This window comes from Moraxella sp. K127, assembly GCF_015223095.1.
Taxonomy (GTDB): Bacteria; Pseudomonadota; Gammaproteobacteria; order Pseudomonadales; family Moraxellaceae; genus Moraxella.
The window spans coordinates 1-23,071 of sequence record NZ_JADFBZ010000047.1 but is presented as its reverse complement, the minus strand read 5'-3'; the positions used below and the strand labels follow the sequence as shown (position 1 = coordinate 23,071).

At 43.7% G+C, this 23,071-nt stretch carries 24 protein-coding genes and 2 riboswitches; of the genes, 18 read left to right on the top strand and 6 right to left on the bottom strand.

Going from position 1 to position 23,071, the window contains the following annotated elements; genetic code table 11:
* Nucleotides 1-28: 28 nt before the first annotated feature.
* Nucleotides 29-1,366 (bottom strand): hypothetical protein, encoded by a 1,338-nt coding sequence (locus IM753_RS10255; RefSeq protein WP_194109243.1) that lies wholly within the window; start codon nucleotides 1,364-1,366, stop codon nucleotides 29-31.
* A 116-nt stretch (nucleotides 1,367-1,482) separates the two neighbouring features.
* Here IM753_RS10255 and metG point away from each other — a divergent pair, with 116 nt between their 5' ends.
* The 4 genes from metG to dinB all read left to right on the top strand — a co-directional run bounded on the left by metG (nucleotide 1,483) and on the right by dinB (nucleotide 5,888).
* Nucleotides 1,483-3,552, top strand: coding sequence for a methionine--tRNA ligase (metG, locus tag IM753_RS10250; RefSeq protein ID WP_065255993.1), 2,070 nt, complete (start codon nucleotides 1,483-1,485; stop codon nucleotides 3,550-3,552).
* 192 nt (nucleotides 3,553-3,744) lie between these two features.
* Complete coding sequence (locus IM753_RS10245) at nucleotides 3,745-4,788, top strand: NYN domain-containing protein (RefSeq protein WP_194092729.1); 1,044 nt, start codon at nucleotides 3,745-3,747, stop codon at nucleotides 4,786-4,788.
* A 31-nt stretch (nucleotides 4,789-4,819) separates the two neighbouring features.
* The gene (locus IM753_RS13345; RefSeq protein ID WP_255518664.1) at nucleotides 4,820-5,050 is read left to right on the top strand and encodes a hypothetical protein; all 231 of its coding nucleotides are present in this window, start codon (nucleotides 4,820-4,822) and stop codon (nucleotides 5,048-5,050) included.
* Nucleotides 4,998-5,888 carry a DNA polymerase IV gene (gene dinB, locus IM753_RS10240; protein ID WP_255518663.1) on the top strand — a complete coding sequence of 297 codons (891 nt, stop codon included), beginning with the start codon at nucleotides 4,998-5,000 and terminating at the stop codon, nucleotides 5,886-5,888. Before IM753_RS13345 ends, dinB begins: the two co-directional genes overlap by 53 nt.
* Nucleotides 5,889-5,954: 66 nt before the next feature.
* On the opposite strand, the gene rplI is transcribed toward dinB, so the two are convergent.
* From rplI to IM753_RS10215, 5 genes are all read right to left on the bottom strand, one after another.
* The gene (gene rplI / locus IM753_RS10235) at nucleotides 5,955-6,434 is read right to left on the bottom strand and encodes a 50S ribosomal protein L9 (protein WP_194109242.1); all 480 of its coding nucleotides are present in this window, start codon (nucleotides 6,432-6,434) and stop codon (nucleotides 5,955-5,957) included.
* Between the two features lie 13 nt (nucleotides 6,435-6,447).
* Complete coding sequence (rpsR, locus tag IM753_RS10230; RefSeq protein WP_003657491.1) at nucleotides 6,448-6,675, bottom strand: 30S ribosomal protein S18; 228 nt, start codon at nucleotides 6,673-6,675, stop codon at nucleotides 6,448-6,450.
* Between the two features lie 15 nt (nucleotides 6,676-6,690).
* Nucleotides 6,691-7,092 (bottom strand): 30S ribosomal protein S6, encoded by a 402-nt coding sequence (gene rpsF / locus IM753_RS10225; RefSeq protein WP_065255997.1) that lies wholly within the window; start codon nucleotides 7,090-7,092, stop codon nucleotides 6,691-6,693.
* 132 nt (nucleotides 7,093-7,224) lie between these two features.
* Entirely contained in the window at nucleotides 7,225-7,731 is a 507-nt protein-coding gene (locus IM753_RS10220) for a hypothetical protein (protein WP_065255998.1), read from the bottom strand.
* A gap of 61 nt (nucleotides 7,732-7,792) precedes the next feature.
* Nucleotides 7,793-8,113, bottom strand: coding sequence for a YcgL domain-containing protein (locus tag IM753_RS10215; protein ID WP_065255999.1), 321 nt, complete (start codon nucleotides 8,111-8,113; stop codon nucleotides 7,793-7,795).
* A gap of 230 nt (nucleotides 8,114-8,343) precedes the next feature.
* Nucleotides 8,344-8,469, top strand: a riboswitch (glycine riboswitch).
* An 18-nt stretch (nucleotides 8,470-8,487) separates the two neighbouring features.
* A riboswitch (glycine riboswitch) is annotated at nucleotides 8,488-8,610 on the top strand.
* A 75-nt stretch (nucleotides 8,611-8,685) separates the two neighbouring features.
* Between IM753_RS10215 and gcvT the strand changes: the two genes are divergently transcribed.
* The 14 genes from gcvT to cysW all read left to right on the top strand — a co-directional run bounded on the left by gcvT (nucleotide 8,686) and on the right by cysW (nucleotide 23,029).
* Nucleotides 8,686-9,792: a glycine cleavage system aminomethyltransferase GcvT gene (gene gcvT / locus IM753_RS10210; protein WP_194109241.1), complete on the top strand. Its 1,107-nt coding sequence runs from the start codon at nucleotides 8,686-8,688 to the stop codon at nucleotides 9,790-9,792.
* A 187-nt stretch (nucleotides 9,793-9,979) separates the two neighbouring features.
* Entirely contained in the window at nucleotides 9,980-10,360 is a 381-nt protein-coding gene (gene gcvH, locus IM753_RS10205) for a glycine cleavage system protein GcvH (RefSeq protein WP_065256001.1), read from the top strand.
* Nucleotides 10,361-10,531: 171 nt separating this feature from the next.
* On the top strand, nucleotides 10,532-10,909 hold the full coding sequence (locus IM753_RS10200) for a DUF805 domain-containing protein (RefSeq protein ID WP_172823671.1): 378 nt from the start codon (nucleotides 10,532-10,534) through the stop codon (nucleotides 10,907-10,909).
* Between the two features lie 110 nt (nucleotides 10,910-11,019).
* Entirely contained in the window at nucleotides 11,020-13,881 is a 2,862-nt protein-coding gene (gene gcvP, locus IM753_RS10195; protein ID WP_194092730.1) for an aminomethyl-transferring glycine dehydrogenase, read from the top strand.
* A 507-nt stretch (nucleotides 13,882-14,388) separates the two neighbouring features.
* Nucleotides 14,389-14,877, top strand: coding sequence for a polymer-forming cytoskeletal protein (locus IM753_RS10190; protein WP_065256004.1), 489 nt, complete (start codon nucleotides 14,389-14,391; stop codon nucleotides 14,875-14,877).
* Nucleotides 14,878-15,262: 385 nt separating this feature from the next.
* Nucleotides 15,263-15,547, top strand: coding sequence for a hypothetical protein (locus tag IM753_RS10185; RefSeq protein ID WP_065256005.1), 285 nt, complete (start codon nucleotides 15,263-15,265; stop codon nucleotides 15,545-15,547).
* An 86-nt stretch (nucleotides 15,548-15,633) separates the two neighbouring features.
* Nucleotides 15,634-16,134: a pilin gene (locus IM753_RS10180; RefSeq protein WP_065256006.1), complete on the top strand. Its 501-nt coding sequence runs from the start codon at nucleotides 15,634-15,636 to the stop codon at nucleotides 16,132-16,134.
* Nucleotides 16,135-16,254: 120 nt separating this feature from the next.
* Nucleotides 16,255-17,505: a sulfate adenylyltransferase gene (gene sat, locus IM753_RS10175; RefSeq protein ID WP_083108438.1), complete on the top strand. Its 1,251-nt coding sequence runs from the start codon at nucleotides 16,255-16,257 to the stop codon at nucleotides 17,503-17,505.
* 333 nt (nucleotides 17,506-17,838) lie between these two features.
* Nucleotides 17,839-18,900, top strand: coding sequence for a sulfate ABC transporter substrate-binding protein (locus IM753_RS10170; RefSeq protein WP_194109240.1), 1,062 nt, complete (start codon nucleotides 17,839-17,841; stop codon nucleotides 18,898-18,900).
* 158 nt (nucleotides 18,901-19,058) lie between these two features.
* The gene (locus IM753_RS10165; protein ID WP_194109239.1) at nucleotides 19,059-19,691 is read left to right on the top strand and encodes a tetratricopeptide repeat protein; all 633 of its coding nucleotides are present in this window, start codon (nucleotides 19,059-19,061) and stop codon (nucleotides 19,689-19,691) included.
* Nucleotides 19,692-19,791: 100 nt separating this feature from the next.
* Nucleotides 19,792-20,493, top strand: coding sequence for a tetratricopeptide repeat protein (locus IM753_RS10160; protein ID WP_194109238.1), 702 nt, complete (start codon nucleotides 19,792-19,794; stop codon nucleotides 20,491-20,493).
* 153 nt (nucleotides 20,494-20,646) lie between these two features.
* Nucleotides 20,647-21,540, top strand: coding sequence for a sulfate ABC transporter permease subunit CysT (gene cysT, locus IM753_RS10155; RefSeq protein ID WP_065254892.1), 894 nt, complete (start codon nucleotides 20,647-20,649; stop codon nucleotides 21,538-21,540).
* Nucleotides 21,541-21,628: 88 nt separating this feature from the next.
* Nucleotides 21,629-22,135 carry a GNAT family N-acetyltransferase gene (locus IM753_RS10150; protein WP_194109237.1) on the top strand — a complete coding sequence of 169 codons (507 nt, stop codon included), beginning with the start codon at nucleotides 21,629-21,631 and terminating at the stop codon, nucleotides 22,133-22,135.
* A gap of 42 nt (nucleotides 22,136-22,177) precedes the next feature.
* The gene (gene cysW, locus IM753_RS10145) at nucleotides 22,178-23,029 is read left to right on the top strand and encodes a sulfate ABC transporter permease subunit CysW (RefSeq protein ID WP_065254886.1); all 852 of its coding nucleotides are present in this window, start codon (nucleotides 22,178-22,180) and stop codon (nucleotides 23,027-23,029) included.
* The last annotated feature ends 42 nt before the right edge of the window (nucleotides 23,030-23,071 follow it).

The window sequence follows — 23,071 nt, the reverse complement described above, 5'->3', positions numbered from 1 at the left end:
ATAACTACCGCCCTTATTTTAATTCAATTTATTCCAACGCCCAATCTCTCATATTTTTTGCCCTTTTAATAATCGCATAAAGCACACCCACCAATAATAACACAAAAACCCCCACAACAATCGCCACATTAATATTACCGTCCTTGATATATTCAAATACAAAGACCAATAAAAATAACGCAATCGGAGAAAATACATATAGCCCAAACCAGCCAATCACACTAATATAATGATAAACACCTGTCAAATCATATTCTTCCAAATCCGCCAATTCTTCATATTCACTCATTTCATAATAATCGCCCACTTCTGCTTTGGCGTGTCTGCTGGGTAATTTTATCAAATAAGCAAAACCCACCACCAATAATAGATAAATAACCACGCCCACATAAGACCCCATGACGAGCATCACAAAAGCCAAGAAAAATGTTACCACCGCCAATAAAATACATAACATTGACCAAGCAATACCGCCCTTGCCAATGCGTGCCTTGATTTGTTGTTGTTTTAATCTTTGAGCGGATAATTTATCATGTAATCGCTGTTTATAATCGGCATTCTTTTTATTAAATCTATTATGGCTTAAATCGTGTTGCCTTGTGTCATCTGCTGATTTGTCGGTATTATTGGCATTTTTAAATTTAATATTTAAAGGCTTTTTGGCTTTTTCTTTTTTATCATCTTCTATGATTTCAATATCACGAATGACCCGTTTATTTAAAAAGAAAAACACCAAAGACGGAATACCGAACAATATCAATGATGTGATAAATTCATAGATTTTCTTTTGTCTGTCATATTGAAATTTGGCAAGTTGCTCATTAAAATCATATATCTTTTGTCCGTCCACTTCCATATCATATAACAGTCCGTCAGCATATAATACCGTTGCTGTTTGGTCTTTATAGGCATACGCTTTTTCACATTCATCATAATTATCATCAGAACAGTGTAATTTAACATCGCCAATGACAAAATAATAATGCGTGCGAGAATATTTACCACTGCCTGTTCGCACATATTCATATTCGGCAGGGACAGTGGCGGTAACGCTGGATAATTGTGATTTGTCCGTGATAAAGTCATCTTGGAATAATATGCCTGAATTAATGACAAAGCCATACGCCAAAGCAAAAATAGGCGTGGTAAAGATAAATTGATTATTTCTAATGGGCGGGTTTCTGTAATGATACACCGAAGATAAAATCAACACCACCATGATAATTACCACGAATATGTGCCAAAAACCCAATAGCAAATACCCACAAATCAGCAATAGCGACCATACCACCGCATTTAACCAAAAGAACATGATTGGCGTGATACTATCGACAATATCCAGTAATTCTTGTTTTAGTAAAATCATCTTTTGCATAGGACTGCCCCAAAAATTTGCCCCATTATACCCCATTTTGTCATGGTTTTATCACGGCTTTTACGCTATAATAATCGCCATTTTATCATTTTTAAAACAGGTACATCATGACAGCCAAACGCCAAATTCTTGTTACCAACGCCCTGCCCTACGCCAACGGCTCTATCCACATGGGACACCTTTTGGGCTATATCCAAGCCGATATTTGGGTGCGTGCCATGCGGTCTATGGGGCATGACGTGATTTATGTCTGTGCCGATGACGCTCACGGGACGGCGATTATGCTCCGTGCCGAAGCAAACGGTATCACGCCCGAAGAGCTAATCCAGAGCGTGCAAGTGGAACATAAACGAGATTTTGACCGTTTTGGCGTGTCCTTTGACCATTATGACAGCACGCACAGCGAAACGAACCGCAAGCACAGCGAAGCCATTTACCTTGCCAACCACAAGGCGGGCAACATCGCTGTCAAGCCCGTAACCCAGCTATTTGACCCCGAAAAAGAGATGTTCCTATCCGACCGCTTTATCAAAGGCACCTGCCCAAAATGCAAGGCGGACGACCAGTATGGGGACGCTTGTGAAAAATGTGGCACGACCTACAACGCCACCGAACTTATCAATCCACGCTCCACCCTAAGCGGTGCAACGCCTGTGGAAAAAACGTCCGACCATTACTTTTTTAAATTGCCAAACTTCACCGAATTTTTGCAAAAATGGACACGAGATGACGGACGACTGCCCGTCTCTATCGCCAACAAACTGGACGAATGGTTTGACGCAGGGCTTGCCGACTGGGACATCAGCCGAGATGCACCCTATTTTGGCTTTAAAATCCCTGACACGGACGACAAATATTTTTATGTGTGGGTGGACGCTCCAATCGGCTATATGGCAAGTTTTGAAAACTACTTGACCGCCCACCGCCCTGATTTGTCATTTGATGATTATTGGAAAGCGGACAGTACCGCCGAAGTGTATCATTTTATTGGCAAAGACATTGTCTATTTCCACGCCTTATTTTGGCCCGCCATGCTCTCTGGGGCGAATTATCGCACGCCCACGAGCCTATTTGTCAATGGCTTTTTGACCGTCAATGGCGAAAAAATGAGCAAATCTCGTGGCACATTCATCAAAGCCGAAACGTATTTGAACCACCTAAACCCTGAATATTTGCGTTATTATTTTGCGTCCAAATTGTCTGATAAAGTAGAAGACAGCGATTTAAATCTTGATGATTTTATCGCCAAAGTAAACTCTGACCTTGTCGGTAAAGTCGTGAACATCGCCAGTCGCTGTGCTAAATTTATCAATACCCAATTTGATAATAAATTGTCCGCTACCTGCACGGAGCCTGAACTTGTCAATAAATTTATCCAAGCTGGCGATAGTATCATCAAGCACTACGAAAGCCGTGAATTTAGCACCGCCATTCGTGAGATTATGGCACTTGCCGACCTTGCCAATCAGTACATTGACGACAAAAAACCGTGGGCGGTTGCCAAAGAAAACCCAAACAGCCAAGACGTCCAAGACATCTGCTCTGTGGGGCTAAACTTATTCCACAAAATCATGGTCTATTTATCGCCTGTGTTACCGACACTTGCCGAGCAATCAAAAGAATTTTTGAACGTGGATAGCATGAATTTTGATGAACGTTTTAATGTCTTAACGCATTCTATCAATGAGTTTAAGCCACTTTTACAACGCATTGACCCCAAAAAAGTGCAAGCCATGGTTGATGACTCAAAAGAAAACTTGCAACCCACCGACACCAAAAAAGCCAAACCAAACAAAAAAGAGAGTAAGCCTGTGGAAACTACCGACCAAAACGCCTTTATCGGCATTGATGATTTTGCCAAAGTTGAAATGAAAGTCGCCAAAGTACTTGAATGTAATCACGTTGAAGGGGCGGATAAACTATTGCAATTTACCCTTGATGTGGGCGATGTGAACGAACAAGGCGAAAAACAAACTCGCAATGTGTTTAGCGGTATTGCTAAGTTTTACAAGCCCGAAGAGTTGCAAGGTAAAACGGTGATTTGTGTTACCAACCTTGCCCCTCGTAAAATGAAATTTGGTGTAAGTGAAGGCATGATTTTATCGGCTGAAAAAGACGGACAATTGACCGTTGTGCTACTGCCTGATAGCATGGTGGCGGGGGCGACTTTGGCGTAAATTAAAGCATTTAAAAATTGCCACTATTTTTGTAGTGGCAATTTGGGGCGTGTCGAACATTGATAACATTATTTACAAAATATGATGAGAATTTAATACTTTCATTGATTTTTGCATGAAAAATGGCTAAATCTTATTTTTCATTGCAAATACCAACATTCAACACGCCCTAACGACAAAAGCGAAATCAATATGTTAAAAAATATCGCCATTCTTATTGATGCAGATAATGTCAGCCATCAAAAGATTGACTGGGTTTTTAATAAAATTGGCACACTTGGCACAATTACCGCCAAACGCATTTACGGTGATTTTACTAAGCCACATCTGTCATCTTGGGAAAGTGCCATTTTAAAATACGCCATTGAGAAAAAACATCAGACCAGTTATAGCACAGGCAAAAATTCTAGCGACCTTGCTCTTGCCATTGATGCGATTGATTTATGGCATACAGGCAGACATGATGGCTTTTGTATCATCTCATCAGACAGCGATTTTATTGGTTTAGCGTTACGCCTAAGACAGGGTAATATTCAAGTATTTGGTTTTGGCGAAAATAAAACCATCAAAGAATTCACTATTGCTTGTGATAAATTTTTTGAAATCCCAAGCGAACAAACTAATGACGGTATCACTACCAAAGCAATCAAAGAAGACAAAATCAATCAAGCCAATACTCAATCAAATACCAAGAAAAAAGCCGACTTAAAGCCCGATGATAAAATACAAGAGCCACCAAAACCAAAAATCAACCCATTAACAAGCGAGCAATTAAAAAAACGCACACTTCTTATCAATGCCATAAAAGATAGTATTGATAAGAATATCAACAAAATAAACGGATATTCAGAATTTAAAAAAGTTACACAATACTTGAATGCAAATTACCCAACGATAAAAGCCAGTGATTATGGTTATGCCAAATGGCGTTCATTGCTAAATCAATTGGATTTTTTTGAAATAAAAACTGTTGATGAAGTTCTATGCATCCGAACTAGAACTCCCCACATCACACCAATGAGACAATCAACACCCCAAATCAAATACATCACAAAACCTTTAAAGCATAAAATAATGCTCATGATTGATAAAGCTCCCGTTAAAGATAAGTATGGTTATACTGATTTAGATTACATTGAAGAACAGCTTAAAATTATGAATATTAATATTGAAGATTATCATTGCAAAGACATCAAATCGTTTTTAAGAAAAGCGGGTTGTATTTTAAAAGATTAAATTATCATTAACTTTTTAAACCAAATTCATCATGCGAAAAATCATCCACCTAGACATGGACGCTTTTTTTGCCAGCGTTGAGCAAAGAGATAATCCTGCCTATCGTGGCAAGCCCCTTGTGGTGGGTGGTGACCCCAATGGACGTGGTGTGGTCGCGGCGGCAAGTTATGAGATTCGCTCCTTTGGCGTGCATTCGGCAATGAGCTGTTATGAAGCCAAAAAACGCTGTCCCCCACGCCATTTTTGTCCGTCCCCGCTTTGATGTCTATCGTGATATCAGCACTCAGATTCGAGACATCATGGGGCGACTGAGCGACCTTGTCGAGCCATTATCACTCGATGAAGCCTATCTAGATGTCACGGGTCAGCCCCATTGTGGTGGGTCAGCCACACTCATGGCAAACTGGCTCCGTCAGGCGATTTTTGATGAAACAGGACTGACGGCATCAGCAGGGGTGTCTTTTAACAAAATGCTTGCCAAAATCGCAAGCGACATCAACAAGCCCAATGGCATTGCCGTCATCACGCCTGACATGGCGGATGAGTTTTTGTCAGAGTTGCCCATTGAGCGTTTTTTTGGTATCGGCAAGGCAAGTGCCAAACGCCTGCATGAGATGGGAGTCAGTACAGGGGGAGAGCTTCGTAAACTCCCCCTTGATGAGCTGGTTCAACTGTTTGGCAACAAGCGGGGGCAGTTTTATCATGACATCGCCCACGGCAAGGACGAGCGGGCGGTCAAACCCGAACGTGTGCGTAAATCAATCGGCACAGAGATTACTTTTTTGCACAATTCTAATGATGATGATTTTATTCTAGCTCAGATTTTTGGGGGAAATGAGAGTGCCTTTGCCGACCTTATCAAACGAGAATTGACCGCCCATACCGTCACCTTAAAAATCAAATACAGCGATTTTAGCCAAATTACACGCTCGGTCTCTGTCAAATCCCCTTTTAAGCACAGCGACAGTGTCAAACCTTATCTGATCGACTTATTTCATCACATCCCCAGAGAACTCCCCATTCGCTTGGTTGGGGTTACGTTCTCAAACCTAACTCGTCTTGACGACATGGTAGAACAGCTTGATTTGTTTGACGGGTAATTTATCAAGTCAAAATAAAACCCCCAAACCAAACAGTTCGGGGGTTATCTTCTGAATGATGATTAATTATTCATCATCTTCATCAGTTTTACTCTCACCGTCTTCTGACAAAATGGTAACCAAAATGTCAGCAGTGATGTCATGGTGAAGTTGAATGGTAACTTTGTATTCGCCCACTTGACGTAGAGTGCCTTCTGGCAACTTCACTTCTGCACGGTCAACTGGCAAGCCAGAAGCGGTCAGTGCGTCAGCGATGTCACGAGTACCGATAGAGCCAAATAGCTTGCCTTCATCACCTGCTTTGGCACGCATGATGACATTCACGTCTGATAGAGCATCAGCACGTTTTTGAGCTTCTTGTAGCTCTTGGGCTTCTTGTGCTTCTAGCTCGGCACGGCGTGCTTCAAACTTAGCAATATTTGCTTCGTTGGCAGGTAGTGCTTTGCCTTGTGGGATTAGGAAGTTACGACCGTAACCTGCTTTTACATCAACAGTCTCGCCAAGTTTACCAAGATTAACGACACGCTGTAATAGAATAACTTGCATGATGGTCTCCTAATTACTTGTGGTTGTCGGTATATGGCAATAGAGCCAAATAACGAGCTTGTTTGATGGCAACCGCAAGCTGACGTTGATACTTGGTAGAAGTACCAGTGATACGGCTTGGGGTGATTTTGCCATTTTCGCTGATGTATTGTTTTAGAAGTTCTACATCTTTATAATCGATGTGGGTAATGCCTTCTGCGGTGAAACGGCAGAATTTACGACGACGATAGAAACGTGCCATGAGTTATCTCCTTAATTATTCGCTTGCGGTGTTTTCACTCTCAGTTTCCTGAGTGCGAACATCGTTACGGCGGTTGGCTTTGCGAGTGCGTTTGTCTTCGGCTTCTTTTGCCAAAGGAGATTGCTCAGTGATGGCTTCATCACGGCGGATGATTAGGCTACGAATGATGGCGTCATTGTATTTGAACAGCTCTTCTAGCTGTGCCAACGTCTCATCGTTACACTCGATGTTCAATAGAACATAGTGTGCTTTGTGGATTTTGTTGATTGGGTAGGCTAATTGGCGACGACCCCAATCTTCTAGACGATGGTTATTACCGCCATTGTCTTCGACGATAGAACGGTATTTGGTTACCATGTCGGCAACTTGGTTGCTTTGGTCTGGGTGTACCAGCAGCACCACTTCATAATGTCTCATAAGGACTCCCTACGGATTAAAACAGCCATTATCATAGATAACAGCAAGGAGATTGAAAATTGATTGATACAAACCAATCATTTAACAAAGTGCGTTATTATACACGAAATTTTTTATAAAGAAAAGAGAAATTTAAGATTTTTGGGCGTTTTTCTCAGCTTCTTCGAGCAGGCGTTTTTCTTCTTTGATGCGAGCTTTTTCTTTGGCTTTGGCGATGTTCACTTCAATCACACCACGCAAAATCTGCCAAATCGCCCCCACAAGTAGCAAAACAATAAACACCACCAAAATCGGTAAAAAGGCACTTTTGGCTCCTGCTGTGTCGCCCATCAAAATGCTGTGAGCCACATTTGCCACCGCAGGGGCAATCTGCCCTGTGCCCGTCAATGTATCCCCAGGGGTCAAAAGCACCGCCACCGCCAATGCCCACAACATACCGCCAATGGGGCGTGGAATAACACGCACGACAAAGATAAGCAAAAGTAGTACCAAAATGGAAGCACCCACATACGCCAAAAACGGCAAATCATTATCCGGCACGTCTTTGACCAGATTTGACCACCAAAGTACCAGCTCGGCAATGTACTCACTAATGACATCTAAGGGCAGACTTTTGATGAGTTCTTTTAACCAATCCATAATGCATTAATCACAAAAATAATCGCCCTATTTTAGCATATTTTTTAAAAACTTGATAATTTTAATCGTACTTCTTATCCTGCAAGGCTTTGGCACGGGCTAGGGCTTGCTGTGCCAATACGTCTGCTGGCGGAGCTTGCACATAATAGCCCTGCTCGGCAAGGCGGACTTTGACCGTCTCAATGTCCGCTTGGGCAAGTTTGGTGCGTTCTGACAAATCTAGGTGCATGACAAATTGACCAAGTCCCAATTTGGCTCGTATGTCAGACGGTAGCACGCCTAGCCAATCACAGAGTTCATCGGTGTCGTCAGGATAATTTGGGCGAGCGATATAGACATACCAGTCGGGGCTTTTGGGGAATTTATAAACATCGCAGTGCATTTTTATACCTTAATCTCAATTAAAAAACTCAACTTTACAAATTATACCTTATTTTCAACTTTATATAAGTGATTAATTTATCAAGGGCGAATATGATTCGCCCCTACCAAAAAAAAGAACAACCATTTAATAATCAATAAGTTATGATATTTTAGGCTCGGATTAACGTAAATTATTTTATAAAATTTGCAAATTTTACTTGTAAATTGTAGCATTTTTTTTCATAATAGGGGTGTTTTTCAGGAGAGCATTGCAAAAAAGCAATCACCGAAGGCGTAATGTTGTAAATCCCAAGCCATTTTTTGGGATTTGAAACCCCCTATAATCGCTCAGGTAACAAGGACTGAAAGACTTAATTTGTGGTAGCACCACAAATTAACCACTCTGGAGAGCGTGCTTGCACCACCGAAGGGAAGAAGCAGGTGATTTGGTTTTTGGGTTTGGCGACTTACAAATCACTTAGCGAAAATCTCAGGTAACAGGACAGATGGGGTGTTTTTTTGGCAGTTTTGCCAATAGGATTTTTGTTGTTTAACAATATTTTGTTTTTTAACAATAACTAAGGACACCCCATGACCACACACGCCCCACAACGCACCCCCCTATTTGACGCTCACACCGCCCATAATGGCAAACTTGTCGATTTTGGTGGTTGGGAATTGCCTGTCAATTATGGCTCACAAATTGACGAACACAACGCCGTGCGGACAGACGCAGGGATGTTTGATGTCTCGCATATGCTGGTTACGGACGTAACGGGCGACAACGCCAAAGCCTTTTTACAAAAACTGCTCGCCAACGATGTCGCCAAATTATCCTTTGTCGGCAAGGCTTTATATTCTGGAATGCTCAACGACAAAGGCGGTGTCATCGATGACCTAATCGTCTATCGCATGAACGAGTCCGAGACCGCTTATCGTATCGTCTCAAACGGGGCAACCCGTGAAAAAGACTCCGCCCACTTTGCCAAAATTGGTGAAGAATTTGGCGTAACGCTCGCCCCCCGCTATGATGTCGCCATGCTTGCCGTACAAGGGCGAAACGCCATTGCCAAGCTCCTTACCGTCAAGCCCCAGTGGGCGGATAAAGTAAACACCCTAAAACCCTTTGTCGGTGTGGACTTAGGCGGTGATTGGTTTGTCGCTCGCACAGGCTACACAGGTGAAGACGGTGTGGAAGTGGTCATGCCAGCAGGGGAAGCGGTTGGATTTTTTGATGAGCTTGTCAAGGCAGGTGTTGCCCCATGCGGACTTGGGGCAAGAGATACTCTAAGAATGGAAGCGGGCATGAACCTATACGGCAACGACATGGACGATGATGTCAGCCCCCTTGAAGCAGGTATGGCGTGGACGGTGGATTTAAAAGATGAAAACCGTGATTTTGTCGGCAAATCCGCCCTTGTCGCCCTAAAAAATGACGGTGTCAAAGTCCGCCAAGTCGGTCTACTACTTGCCAAAGGCGGTGTACTGCGTGCGGGTATGGAAGTCGTTACCGAAAACGGCAACGGCATTACCACCAGTGGCGTATTCTCCCCAAGTCTCAACCAATCTATCGCAATCGCTCGTGTGCCTGCCGACTTTAAGGGTGAGAGTGCCAAAGTCATCATGCGTGGCAAGGAAGTGGACGTGCGTGTATTAAAATTGCCGTTTGTGAGAAATGGCGAAAAGCAGTTTGAGTAACAAAAGGGTGTAGATACACCCTTATCAAGTGAGAGAGAAAATGCGTTATTTATCATTTATCATCGTATGTGTATTTGCCCTAAGTGGCTGTGATGCCAAAGACCAATGTTTGGATAATGGCGGTTCTTATAACGAAACCACCAAACAATGCGAAAAGTAATTTTAACCCACTCACTAGGAGAAACCCATGAGTAATATCCCAAGCGATTTAAAATACGTTGCCAGCCACGAATGGCTAAAACTAGAAGATGACGGTATCATCACCGTTGGTATCACAGACCACGCCCAAGATTTGCTTGGCGATGTGGTATTTGTGGAATTGCCAGAAGTCGGTCGCACCGTTTCTGCCGATGAAGAAATTGCCGTTGTAGAGTCTGTTAAAGCAGCGAGCGATGTCTACGCCCCAATCGCAGGCGAAATCGTTGAGATTAACGATGAGCTAGTAGACAGCCCAGAGCTTGCCAACGAAGACCCTTATGGTAAAGCGTGGTTCTTTAAAATCAAGCCTGCTAATCCTAGCGATTATGACAGCCTACTAAGTGCCGAAGAATACGAAGGTTCTTTGTAATTTAGTAAGGGCAAAATGGCAACGTTTTGCCCTTTGTAATAATTTCATTTAATTGTAGGGTGTGTATAACGCACCGATTAAACATTTATATTTAACTATATGCTCCTTTTTATCGCCCTAATTGTCATATGTTTTATTTTATCAAGAATTGAAAATACAACATTTTTGGACATGGCTAAAATTTTATTAAATTACTTCTTTTATGCCTTAACAATTAGGCTTTTTGATTTTAAAGGGAGAACCGCTAGACGTGGTTGGTTTGTCTACGCCTCTTTATTGGGTGCTATCGTAATTGGTCGTTTAATTTCATCTTTAAAAACCGATTCGGTATTAATTTTTTCTTTTAACATTTTTATTGTTATAGTTTGCTTAATCGCTTATTTTTCAGTTACCGTACGCCGATTACATGATGCAAATTTTAGTAGTTGGTTATTATTAGGTTGTATATTCTTTCCACCCTTGCTTTTTTTAACGTATTTTTCAGGTACGAAAGGCGATAACAAATATGGTCAAGACCCAAGAGAAAATGAATTTGGTTATTTATTATAAAAAACAGGTGTGTATAACGCATCCTGCTTCTGACTTAATTTAATAAAAAATGTCATTGAAAAAGTGCTATTTTTTATTAAATTCCCAACCTTGATTATAAGGATTTTATCATGACCTTAAACACCTTTAATGATTTGTTTAACCAAAACGCCTTTGTGGAGCGTCATTTGGGCAACAAACAAGACGATGAAACCAAACTTCTAAAAACCGTTGGTTTTGACAATCTTGATGCCTTTATTGATGCGGTCGTTCCCCAGTCGGTACGCATAAACCGTCCGCTTGATTTGCCAAGTGCCACAACCGAGCATGAAGCCCTTGCCAAACTGCGTGGTATGGCGGACAAAATCACGGTTGCCAAAAGCTATATCGGGCAAGGCTACTCGCCCACTCGCCTGCCTGCCGTGATACAGCGTAATGTGCTAGAAAACCCCGGTTGGTACACCGCCTACACCCCTTATCAAGCCGAGATTGCCCAAGGTCGCCTAGAAGCCCTGCTAAATTTCCAACAAGTGTGCATTGACCTAACAGGCATGGAGCTTGCTGGGGCAAGTCTGCTTGATGAAGCAACCGCTGCCGCCGAAGCCATGGCAATGGCAAAACGTGTGAGCAAATCAAAATCCAATGCCTTTTTTGTGGACAAGCGTACCTATCCGCAGACCCTTGATGTGATTCGCACTCGTGCCAAATATTTTGGTTTTGATGTGGTGGTGGGCGATTTTGACGTTGCCAAAAATGGTGAGTTTTTTGGGGCGTTTTTCCAATATGTCGGCAGGGACGGCGATGTGGTGGACTTGACCGACATTATCGCAAACGTCAAAGAAAAAGGGGCGTACGCCATTGTTGCAAGCGACATCATGAGCCTTGTACTACTTAAATCCCCTGCCGACATGGGGGCGGACATTGCCCTAGGTAGCACTCAGCGTTTTGGCGTGCCAATGGGCTTTGGGGGGCCGCACGCTGCCTATTTTGCCTTTAAAGACAAAGACAAACGCTCTGCCCCCGGTCGTATCATCGGCGTATCAAAAGACGCACAAGGCAACACCGCTCTACGCATGGCACTGCAAACCCGTGAGCAACATATCCGCCGTGAAAAAGCCAATTCAAACATCTGCACAAGCCAAGTGTTGCTTGCCAACCTAGCAGGTATGTATGCCGTGTATCACGGGGCAAGCGGTCTAAAACGCATTGCCACACGCATTCACGCCCTAGCGGTCGCCTTTGCTAAGGCGGTGAAATCAGCAGGATTAAAAGTACGTCATGACGTGTTTTTTGATACCGTGCTTGTGGATTTTGACAATCAAGAACAAGCCGATAAAGTGTACGCCCTTGCCAGTGAAAAAGGCTACAACCTATGGAAGCACGACAATCACGGCATTTCTGTGTCATTTCATGAATTGACCGAACGAGATGAATTTGATGAATTGTGCAAAATTTTTGGGGCGACAGGCGAGCTTGATAAAGCAGAAGTGATTTTGGGCGAGCTACTTCGCACAGATGAGATTCTCACGCACCCAACTTTTAACAGCTATCACACCGAACACGAAATGCTCCGCTATCTAAAATCCTTAGAAGATAAGGATTTGGCGATGAACCGCTCGATGATTTCACTCGGTTCTTGTACAATGAAACTCAACGCCACAAGCGAGATGTTGCCGATTACTTGGAATGAGTTTGCCAATGTTCACCCATTTGCCCCAAAAGAGCAAGTGGCAGGCTATCATGAGATGATTGAGAGCCTGCAAGCCCAACTGCGAGCAATCACAGGCTTTGACGAGATTAGTATGCAAGCCAACTCTGGTGCGTCTGGCGAGTATGCAGGTCTGCTACTCATTCGCCGTTATCATGAAAGCCGTGGCGAGAGCGGACGTGATGTCTGCCTAATCCCACGCTCGGCACACGGCACCAACCCTGCAACCGCCCAAATGCTTGGCATGAAAGTCGTGGTGGTGGCAACCGATGACAAGGGCAACGTGGACGTGGCGGATTTACAAGCCAAATGTGAAGAGTACAGCGAGCGTTTGGGTGCCTTGATGATTACCTATCCGTCCACGCATGGCGTGTATGAAGAAGGCATTCGTGATATTTGCGAGCTTATCCACAAGCATGGTGGACAGGTGTACATGGACGGGGCAAACATGAACGCCCAAGTGGCTATCATGCAACCTGCGGACGTGGGGGCGGACGTGCTACACATGAACCTGCACAAAACCTTCTGTATCCCACACGGTGGCGGTGGCCCTGGTATGGGTCCAATCGGTCTAAAATCGCACCTTGCCCCATTCATGCCAAGCCACAGCGTAACAGGCGTGATGAATGCCCCTGACGGTCAAGGCTCGGTGTCATCGTCTGCTTATGGTTCGGCAAGCATTTTGCCAATCTCGTGGATGTATATCACGATGATGGGGGCGGACGGTCTCTTATCAGCGACTAAGCGTGCTTTATTGAACGCCAACTATGTCGCCAAATCGCTAGAAAATGACTATCCGATTTTGTACACCGGCAAAAATGGCTTTGTTGCTCACGAATGTATCGTGGACATTCGCCCATTAAAAGAAGAGACAGGCATTAGCGAGACCGACATTGCCAAACGCTTGATGGACTATGGCTTTCACGCTCCGACCATGTCGTTCCCTGTGGCAGGTACGCTCATGATTGAGCCAACCGAGTCCGAAAGTATTGACGAGCTTGACCGCTTTATCTCAGCATTAAAACAAATTAAGCAAGAAGCCCTAAAAGTCAAGGCAGGAGCGGACGGCTGGACAGCAGACGATAACCCGCTCGTCAATGCCCCGCACACCGCCTTTGTCGTAACGGGCGACTGGACGCACCCATACAGTCGCGAAGAAGCGGTGTTCCCCCTACCTTATATCAAGGCTCACAAATTCTGGCCGAGCGTGGGGCGTGTGGACGATGTGTATGGGGATAAGAATTTGATTTGTTCTTGTCCGAGTATTGATAATTATGAAGATTGATTGAAAAATTGATTATTAATTATCAAATCAAAAATACCGCTCTAATGGGCGGTATTTTGGTGTTTTTATGGTGTTGGCTTACCATACGTCTGGCAAATTTGATGTTTACCGATATCTGCCATAGGCTTTTGCAATTATTTTTGACGATGGTTATTCATGCCACCACTAAGCGAATTTATACCCAATAAACTTTAAAATTACTACAAACACAATGATGTTTGGATGTAGGGGCGTGCTGTGCACGCCCTGCACGGTAATGTCATCAAAGGGTGTGCTCAGCACACCTCTACAAACCCGTGGTAAATATCAAGTTGGTTGAGTGCACCAAAAAACCACACACAACAAAGGATAAGTAAAAGAGCCTTTAATTTTGTAAACATATGTTTCTAACATCTGTAAGTAATTGTCACATAACTACTTTTTTGCAACAATATGACAAGTTTATGACCGAGATTTTTTGCTATTATACGCCTGCCAACCAACTGGCACTTTTTTGAAGGAAAATCTATGAAAGCACTCAAATTCATCGCCCTACCCCTACTTGCCTTTGTTAGTTTGTCCGCTCATGCTGATGACTTTGCCTGCCAAGGAAAAATTGGCAAGCAACACATTGACGGTGATGTCGTGGTTCAACAAGGCAAAACTTGCACCCTAAACAGCACTCATGTGGACGGTAATGTCAAGGTCTATCGTGGTGGCTCACTCATCATCAATTCAGCAAATATTGAAGGCGATGTTCAAGCCGAAAACGCAAACAGCGTGCGTGTGTCAGGTGGCTTTGTGGACGGCAATATCCAAGTGAAAAACTCAGGTAATACCAGCATACAAAACGTGCGTGTTGATGGTGACATTCAGCTATTTGACAACCGTGGCACAAGCCAAGTCAAAGGCAACACCGTGGATGGCAACCTACAATGCAAAAGCAATCGCCATGCTGTAACAGGCGGTAGTAATAGCGTAAACGGCAACAAAGAAGACCAATGCCGTGGATTGTGATTGCTCAATTTATAATTGAAATAAAAATAAAAACACAATGGCGAGAGCTGTTGTGTTTTTATTTATAAATTAATGGGCATGTTGGACGTTATTAGAGCATCTTAAATATTGATGGCATTATTATAAAGTATGATAAGGATTTAGGGTGTGCCTGACATTGGTAATATTTTATGAAATTTAATGGGAATTTTACAATTCAATTCATATTTTGCAGCAAAAGCATGCGACTTCTCTGCTTGTTAAAATAGGCGTTTTCATTACAAACACCAAAGACGGATACACCTTACAGATTTCTTATAAAATATTGACAATATTTTTCAATTGTATTGATTTATCATAAACTTTTTGCTATTATGCGGACGTTTGTACATCTTAGGAGATTATTATGGCTATGAGTTTGTTAATCTTACTGGCAATTGTAGCGATAGCAGTTCTTTGGTTTTGGGTAAAATCGCTTATCGTTATGAAAGATAATACGCTATTTTTGGCGTTGGGTATCTTTTTCTCGCCCATTCCACAAATCATCTATTTCTTTACCAAGCGTGATGAGATGGACGATAGCGGCATTAGCACCATGAAAAAATTCTTCATGGCAATGGGTGTTTATATCATTTTGGGTATTGCATTCGCAGGTATTTCAGCTTCGCAAGCACCTGCTGTTGCTTATTAAGGTGCTGGTCATCAGATGTCATAAATCTGATTGTTATCAATCCACTCTTTTGAGTGGATTTTTTAAACCCCAAAACAGGAAATCTTATGAAAACCAATACACTACTTGGCATTATCATTGTGCTTTTGGCGGTATTGATTGGCTTGGTGTTTTATATGATGAGCGGGCAAGCAGAAAAGCGAGCCATTAACCACATTGAACAAGAGCTGAGCATTAAAAACGATGAAAAAATGGCGGAATTCAAACAAATCGCCTTTGACCACGAAAGCATACAATTGGCTCAATCCGCCATAAGCCATTTGAAAATGGAAATGCAAGTCTACCTAATAGACAGGGGACAACTGCCAACATCACTTGCCGAGCTTAATTTGCCGTCCAACTGGACACCCAGCAGTAAAATCAAGTCGGTTGATTTGGACAGCAATTCGGTCATTACCATCACCATTGACAACGCCCAAAGTAAAGGTGTGCTGATTTTTACACCCACCATTCATCAAGACAGCTACATTGATTGGCAATGCACCACGCCCGATATTGCAGACATTGGGCGACATTTACCAACGTGTGTTTATACAGGCACGCCCTAAACTTGCCACATGAAAAATCCGCCTATCTTTATCATGATTTGGCATAGTTAAATTTTGGCAAAATTCTATAAGATATGGCTACTTTTACTTTTATCCAATGTAGCCAACAGGAACTTAGCCATGACCGACCTATCCACCCTATCCGCCCAAAACGAGCAAGCGTTTAGCACGGACGACATTTATACCGACCTTGTGCCACCGCACGGCAGTCCCACCCTGATACCGCTTGCATTGACAGGCGACACTTTAACAACCGCTTACGCCCACGCCCAAACCCTACCCCAGATTCGCCTATCCAGCCGTGAGCGTGGCGACCTTATCATGCTTGGCATTGGCGGATTTACGCCCCTTGATGGCTTTATGGGGCAAGCCGATTATGAAGGCGTGATAGCTAGCATGACGCTCGCCCAAGGCGGTGTGGACGGCACTTATCAGGGCGTGTTTTTCCCCATTCCCATTACCCTATCCACCGACACCGCCACCGCAAACACCCTAAGCGTGGGCGACAGCGTGGCTCTCGTGGACGACACAGACGCACTCATGGGCGTGCTGACCATTAGCGACATTTACACCCCCAACAAAACCGCCGAATGCCAAGCTACCTTTGGCACGACCGACCCCAACCATGTGGGCGTGGCACAGGTGCTAGGCAGTGGCGATGTGTATTTGGGCGGAAAAGTACAAGTGTTTAGTCAAGGCGAATTTCCCACTGACTACCCCGAGATTTACAAAACCCCTGCCCAGACTCGGGCAATGTTTAGACAAAAAGGTTGGAAAACCGTCTCTGCCTTTCAAACCCGTAACCCCATGCACCGCTCGCACGAGTATCTTGCCAAAATCGCCATAGAAATCTGCGACGGTGTACTGGTGCATTCACTCTTGGGCAAGCTAAAAGCAGGGGACATTCCTGCCAATGTCCGCCAAGAAGCCATTGGCGTGCTGATTGACAATTATTTCAAAAAAGACACTGTCATTCAGGCAGGCTACCCCCTAGATATGCGATATGCCGGCCCAAAAGAAGCCCTACTTCATGCCCTATTCCGCCAAAATTATGGGTGCAGTCATCTCATCGTGGGGCGAGACCATGCAGGCGTGGGCGATTATTATGGGGCATTTGATGCTCAAAAGATTTTTGACACCATTGACAAGGACGCACTTATTACCAAGCCTTTAAAGATTGACTGGACGTTTTATTGTCATGGCTGTGGCGGTATGGCAAGCACCAAAACCTGTCCGCACGACTCGTCCCACCACGTCAAAATCTCAGGCACAGCATTAAGAACCGCTTTGTCAAATGGCGATGACGTGCCCGAAACATTTAGCCGACCTGAGGTACTGGCGGTGTTAAAACGGTATTATCAAGGGGTGTGATTTTTTGTTTTTAAACCGTAGGGGCAATTTGTTTGCCCCTTTTTTATTATAATTAACATTGGCAATTTTCCAAAAAATTTAAACCAATAGACTTCCTGCAAAACCCCAAATTAAAGAAAACCGTTCGTGGTAAGCTATGCCTACCCATAACGGTTTTCCGCTACCCTTCGACAGGCTCAGGGCGAACGGAAAACTAGTTTTGCAGGAAGTTTAATTTCCCCCACCATAAATTCCCAAACCGAATAACGATTTCCCATTTTTACCCTAATCATTTTAAGCATTGTCATTTACAATAACTCATCTTTTTAACTTGGACTAACATTGGACTATCTTATGAAAACTGCCCTATTACCCCTAAGTATTGCCCTATCCGCCCTTGTCTTAACTGCTTGTGGGGGCGACAACCAAACTGCCGACAACAAAGCCACAACAGGCAACGCAAGCGGTCAAGTGGAGCTGTTAAACGTGTCCTATGACGTGGCACGGGATTTTTATAAGGATTATAATCCCATTTTTATCAAGCATTATCAAGGCGTTAATCCTGACATCAAAGTCAATATCAAGCAATCACACGGCGGGTCAAGCAAACAAGCCCTATCGGTCAAAAACGGACTAGAAGCGGATGTGGTTACGATGAATCAAGGCTCGGACGTGGAACTGCTTGCTGAGGGTCAGCTTGTGGACGGCAAATGGCGACAAAATCTGCCTAACAACGCCATTCCCTTTACCAGTACGATTGTCTTTATCGTGCGAGACGGCAACCCTAAGGGCATTCAGGACTGGGCAGATTTGGCGACAGACGGCAAAGAGATTATCATCGCCAACCCAAAAACATCAGGCAATGGTCGCTATGCGTTCTTAGGGGCGTACGGCTATGGGCTACACACCTTTAATAAAGACGAAGCCAAAACGCATGAGTTTGTCAAGGGGTTGCTTGGCAACGTTAAAGTTTTTGAAAATGGCGGACGGGCGGCAACCACGACATTTGCCCAACGTCAGATAGGAGACGTGCTAATCACCTTTGAAAATGAAGCCAACGTCATCAAAGAAAAATTTGGCAATATCCAAATCATCTACCCAAGCTATACCGTGAGTGCCGAAAACCCTGTGGCAGTCGTGGACGCAGTTACCGCCAAAAAAGGCACGACAGACGTGGCAAAAGCCTACCTAGAACACTTATACAGCGATGAAGGGCAAGAGCTTGCGGTCAAGTATTTCTTACGCCCAAGTAACCCCGACATTCTTGCCAAGCACGCCGACAAATTCCCCCAAATTCAGACCTTTTTCCCCAATGACGTATTTGGCGACTGGCAGTCTATCATGACGACTTATTTTAAAGAAGGTGGCGTGTATGACACATTGGCGGTGGGGGCGACAGGGCGAGTGTCGCAATAAGCCAAAAGCATATTAATGATTTTAAGCCCGTTTTGCGGGCTTTTTTGCGTTTAAAATGGCAAAATATTAAGCGTGTCTTTTAAGTGGCTAACTATTGCCTATCACACCAATTTCGGCTAACATATCCCAAACTTTTAAGACAACCCTAAGGCAAACCCATGAAAACCAAATTGATTATTTTTGCCCTAATTGCCACGCTAACAGGCTGTGTAAACCAAGCCCAAGCACAAAGTCAAGCACAAAGCCATAGTTGCCAAGAGCTTTATCTTACCAATCCCCAATCCGCCATTCATCCAAAATCCGCCATGACTATTTGCCAAAAGGAACTTGCACAAAATCCTAATAATGCCCAATTACAGTTTTATTTGGGATATGCTTATGATTTGGAAGCAGATTATAAAAAAGCCGTTGAATGGTATACTAAATCCGCCAACCAAGGATATGCCAAAGCTCAATACAGTCTTGGAGCAATGTACTACACAGGGCAAGGCGTACCGCAGGATTACGCCAAAGCCTTTGAGTTATTTACCAAATCTGCCAACCAAGGATATGCCGAAGCCGAGTATAATCTTGGGGTGATGTATTATAACGGACAAGGCGTAAAGCAGGATTATACCAAAGCCCTTGAATGGTTTACCAAGTCTGCCAATCAAGACAATGCCAAAGCCCAATATAATCTTGGCATGATGTATCACAACGGAGATGGTGTAAAACAAAACCCAAGCACCGCCAAACAATGGTTTGCCAAAGCCTGTGAAAATGGTCATCTACGAGCCTGCCAATACCGCTAAACATACAAGCCTATCAATGGCGATATTACTTAACTGTTGCCTATCACACCAATTTCGGCTAACATATCCCAAACTTTTAAGATAACCCTAAGCCAAACCCATGAAAACCAAATTGATTATTTTTGCCCTAATTGCCACGCTAACAGGCTGTGTAAACCAAGCCCAAGCTCAAAACCAAAGTTGCCAAGAGCTGTATGACACAAGCCCCCAATCCGCCATTGTTATTTGTCAAAATGAGCTTGCACAAAATTCTAATAATGTTAAATTGCAGTTTTATTTGGCTGTGGCTTATGATTTGGAAGAAAATTACACCCAAGCTATTGAATGGTACACCAAATCCGCCAATCAAGGATATGCCGAAGCTCAAAATAATCTTGGAGTGATGTATTACAACGGACACGGTATAAAACAAGATTATCAAAAAGCATTTGAATGGCACTCTAAATCCGCCAGTCAAGGATTTGCCCAAGCTCAACATAATCTTGGGGTGATGTATGAAAAAGGGTATGGGGTAAGACAAGATTACATTAAAGCCTTTGAATGGTACTCTAAATCCGCCAGTCAAGGATTTGCCGAAGCTCAAAATAATCTAGGGTTGATGTATGTTTATGGACAGGGCGTTAAACAAGATTATACCAAAGCATTTGAATGGTTTACCAAATCCGCCGGTCAAGGATTTGCCAATGCTCAATTTGCTCTTGGGGTAATGTATCATAATGGACAAGGTGTAAAGCAAGACTTAGACACCGCCAAACTATGGTTTGCCAAAACCTGTGAAAATGGTTATGACTTAGCCTGCTAATATCTCTAATCCACATAAGCCCGTCAATGTACGGGCTTTCTTATGCCTGTTTTGTATAAATCCCAAAACCGAAAATTCATATTCCTTTTTGTCAGTATCATAATTTTGCCAATCTTTTAAAATAAGCCTACCATTTATGACATACAAGATACCATGACACACACCACACCGACCACACCGACTGCCCCCGTCCGCAACAAGCAAAGACGTATCATGCCGTTTTTTGGGCTAAGTCTGGGCGTGAGCGTGTTTGCGTTGTCGTTACTGGTTGTTTTGCCGTTTGTCATGATGATTTTGACCACGCTTGGCATGGGGTTTGGCGAAATTGTCAGCACCATAAAAGAGCCACAGGTTTTTTATGCCATTAAATTATCCCTATCTATGGCGATTTTGGCGACCTTGACCAACCTAGTCTTTGGCACGCTCATCGCTTGGGTGCTGGTGCGGTATGACTTTTGGGGCAAGTCATTTATCAACGCCCTTGTGGATTTGCCCTTTGCCCTGCCGACTGCGGTTACAGGCATTTCACTTGCCACGCTCTACGCCCCCACAGGGTTGTTCGGACAAGTGTTCACCAAACTTGGCACGGCTTTGACAGGCGAGCCGATTCGCATTGCCTTTACGCCCATTGGTATTTGGCTGGCTTTGGTTGTGGTGTCGTTTCCTTTTATTGTGCGAGCGGTGCAACCTGTGCTGGCAGAGATGTCGGTAGAGTTTGAAGAAGCGTCTGCCGTCATGGGGGCGAGCCGTTTGACGACTTTTGTCAAGATAATCCTGCCCGAGATTGCCCCTGCCATGCTCATCGGTTCAGGCATGATGTTTGCCCGTGCCACAGGCGAGTATGGTTCGGTGATTTTTATCGCAGGCAACATTCCCATGCAATCAGAAATCCTACCGCTCATCATCGTATCTAAGCTAGAACAATTTGACGTGGCAGGAGCGTCTTGCGTGGCGTTGTTTATGCTCCTTGTGTCGCTTGTGGTGTTATTTTTAATTAACTTTGCCCAATGGAAATTATCATCACGGCTTGGGGCAAAAACTAATTAACAGCAATTTTTATCTTTTTTGGTAAGGTGCGTACCACGCAACAAAATTTATAAAAATCAAGTAGTTATACTTTTAATAAGGAAAAACAATGAACCTAATACTTGCTAAATTTACCCAAAATGATTTTTTGGATTATTACCGATTGGTTGGTGATGAAAAGGTCATGGCGATGATTACCGAAAGAGCCATTCCATTAAAAGAAGCTCAAACAGACTTTGAGAACGAACTCAAAAAGAATGAGATACACCCTGATTTTGGCATTTTTAAAATTCTCAATCAGGAAAATGGCGTGTTTGTTGGTTTGGCAAAATTGGAAATCCAAACATCGGACAGCACCGAAGCCGAACTTGGCTATATGCTACTGCCTGAATATTGGGGCAAGGGCATTGCAGGGAAAATTGCCAAAGAATTGATAACATTTGCTGGACAGCAAAAGCAATTAACACGGCTGTTTGCCATTATTGACCCAAAAAATCTGCCTTCTCGTAAAATATTGACCAACAATGGTTTTGTTCATCAAGAATACAAAGACTTTGATGGGCTTGATGGCGAGATTTTGGCATTAAAGTTATCAGGTGCGTATCACACACCCTAAGATTAGAATTTAAATCATAAAAATCAAATATTTGGAACAATCATGGCAACCCAATCCACCTACGACTACCAAAACCACCCCGCCACCAAAGACCCTGCGTGGGTCAAATACACGCTCATCGCTTTGGCGGTGTCGTTTATGGCGGTCATGCTCGTTGTGCCACTGGTTGCCGTGTTTTATGAAGCCCTAAAAGACGGCGTGAGTGCCTATCTGTCCGCCCTTGCCGACCCTGACGCACTCCACGCCATTAAGCTCACCTTAATCACCACCGCCATTGTCCTGCCTATCAATACCGTGATTGGTGTGGCGTTGGCGTACCTGATTACTCGGCACAAATTTCGGGGCAAATTTATCATCACCACCTTACTAGACTTACCCTTTGCGGTGTCGCCTGTTGTGGCGGGGCTAATGTTTGTGCTACTGTTTGGGGCGAATACACTCATTGGCTCGTTTTTTGAAAGCCTAGGCATAAAAATCATCTTTGCCACCACAGGCATTGTGCTTGCCACGCTGTTTGTAACCTTTCCCTTTATCGCCCGAGAGATTATTCCGCTCATGCAATCCATTGGCGACAGTGAAGAAGAAGCAAGTCTCACGCTTGGGGCGAACGGCTGGCAAATGTTTTGGCACGTTACCCTACCCAATATCAAATGGGCGTTACTCTATGGCATTATCCTAACCAACGCTCGGGCAATGGGCGAATTTGGGGCGGTGTCGGTCGTGTCGGGGCATATTCGGGGCGAGACAAACACCATGCCACTTTTGATTGAGATTGCCTATAACGAATACGCCTTTACCACCGCTTTTGCCTTGTCAAGTCTGCTTGCCCTGCTTGCCCTTGTTACCCTTGCGGTGCAAAATGTGATGAGCCGTAAAAAGGTTGGGCGAAGTTGAGTTTTTAAAATAAATTGGGCGAATTTTTGGGATATGCCAAAC

Bases quoted from the DNA above. Each gene is read 5' to 3' on its own strand.
- IM753_RS10255 (WP_194109243.1), bottom strand. From the start codon at position 1,366: ATGATTTTACTAAAACAAGAATTACTGGATATTGTCGATAGTATCACG.
- metG (WP_065255993.1), top strand. From the start codon at position 1,483: ATGACAGCCAAACGCCAAATTCTTGTTACCAACGCCCTGCCCTACGCC.
- IM753_RS10245 (WP_194092729.1), top strand. From the start codon at position 3,745: ATGTTAAAAAATATCGCCATTCTTATTGATGCAGATAATGTCAGCCAT.
- IM753_RS13345 (WP_255518664.1), top strand. From the start codon at position 4,820: ATGCGAAAAATCATCCACCTAGACATGGACGCTTTTTTTGCCAGCGTT.
- dinB (WP_255518663.1), top strand. From the start codon at position 4,998: ATGAAGCCAAAAAACGCTGTCCCCCACGCCATTTTTGTCCGTCCCCGC.
- rplI (WP_194109242.1), bottom strand. From the start codon at position 6,434: ATGCAAGTTATTCTATTACAGCGTGTCGTTAATCTTGGTAAACTTGGC.
- rpsR (WP_003657491.1), bottom strand. From the start codon at position 6,675: ATGGCACGTTTCTATCGTCGTCGTAAATTCTGCCGTTTCACCGCAGAA.
- rpsF (WP_065255997.1), bottom strand. From the start codon at position 7,092: ATGAGACATTATGAAGTGGTGCTGCTGGTACACCCAGACCAAAGCAAC.
- IM753_RS10220 (WP_065255998.1), bottom strand. From the start codon at position 7,731: ATGGATTGGTTAAAAGAACTCATCAAAAGTCTGCCCTTAGATGTCATT.
- IM753_RS10215 (WP_065255999.1), bottom strand. From the start codon at position 8,113: ATGCACTGCGATGTTTATAAATTCCCCAAAAGCCCCGACTGGTATGTC.
- gcvT (WP_194109241.1), top strand. From the start codon at position 8,686: ATGACCACACACGCCCCACAACGCACCCCCCTATTTGACGCTCACACC.
- gcvH (WP_065256001.1), top strand. From the start codon at position 9,980: ATGAGTAATATCCCAAGCGATTTAAAATACGTTGCCAGCCACGAATGG.
- IM753_RS10200 (WP_172823671.1), top strand. From the start codon at position 10,532: ATGGCTAAAATTTTATTAAATTACTTCTTTTATGCCTTAACAATTAGG.
- gcvP (WP_194092730.1), top strand. From the start codon at position 11,020: ATGACCTTAAACACCTTTAATGATTTGTTTAACCAAAACGCCTTTGTG.
- IM753_RS10190 (WP_065256004.1), top strand. From the start codon at position 14,389: ATGAAAGCACTCAAATTCATCGCCCTACCCCTACTTGCCTTTGTTAGT.
- IM753_RS10185 (WP_065256005.1), top strand. From the start codon at position 15,263: ATGGCTATGAGTTTGTTAATCTTACTGGCAATTGTAGCGATAGCAGTT.
- IM753_RS10180 (WP_065256006.1), top strand. From the start codon at position 15,634: ATGAAAACCAATACACTACTTGGCATTATCATTGTGCTTTTGGCGGTA.
- sat (WP_083108438.1), top strand. From the start codon at position 16,255: ATGACCGACCTATCCACCCTATCCGCCCAAAACGAGCAAGCGTTTAGC.
- IM753_RS10170 (WP_194109240.1), top strand. From the start codon at position 17,839: ATGAAAACTGCCCTATTACCCCTAAGTATTGCCCTATCCGCCCTTGTC.
- IM753_RS10165 (WP_194109239.1), top strand. From the start codon at position 19,059: ATGAAAACCAAATTGATTATTTTTGCCCTAATTGCCACGCTAACAGGC.
- IM753_RS10160 (WP_194109238.1), top strand. From the start codon at position 19,792: ATGAAAACCAAATTGATTATTTTTGCCCTAATTGCCACGCTAACAGGC.
- cysT (WP_065254892.1), top strand. From the start codon at position 20,647: ATGACACACACCACACCGACCACACCGACTGCCCCCGTCCGCAACAAG.
- IM753_RS10150 (WP_194109237.1), top strand. From the start codon at position 21,629: ATGAACCTAATACTTGCTAAATTTACCCAAAATGATTTTTTGGATTAT.
- cysW (WP_065254886.1), top strand. From the start codon at position 22,178: ATGGCAACCCAATCCACCTACGACTACCAAAACCACCCCGCCACCAAA.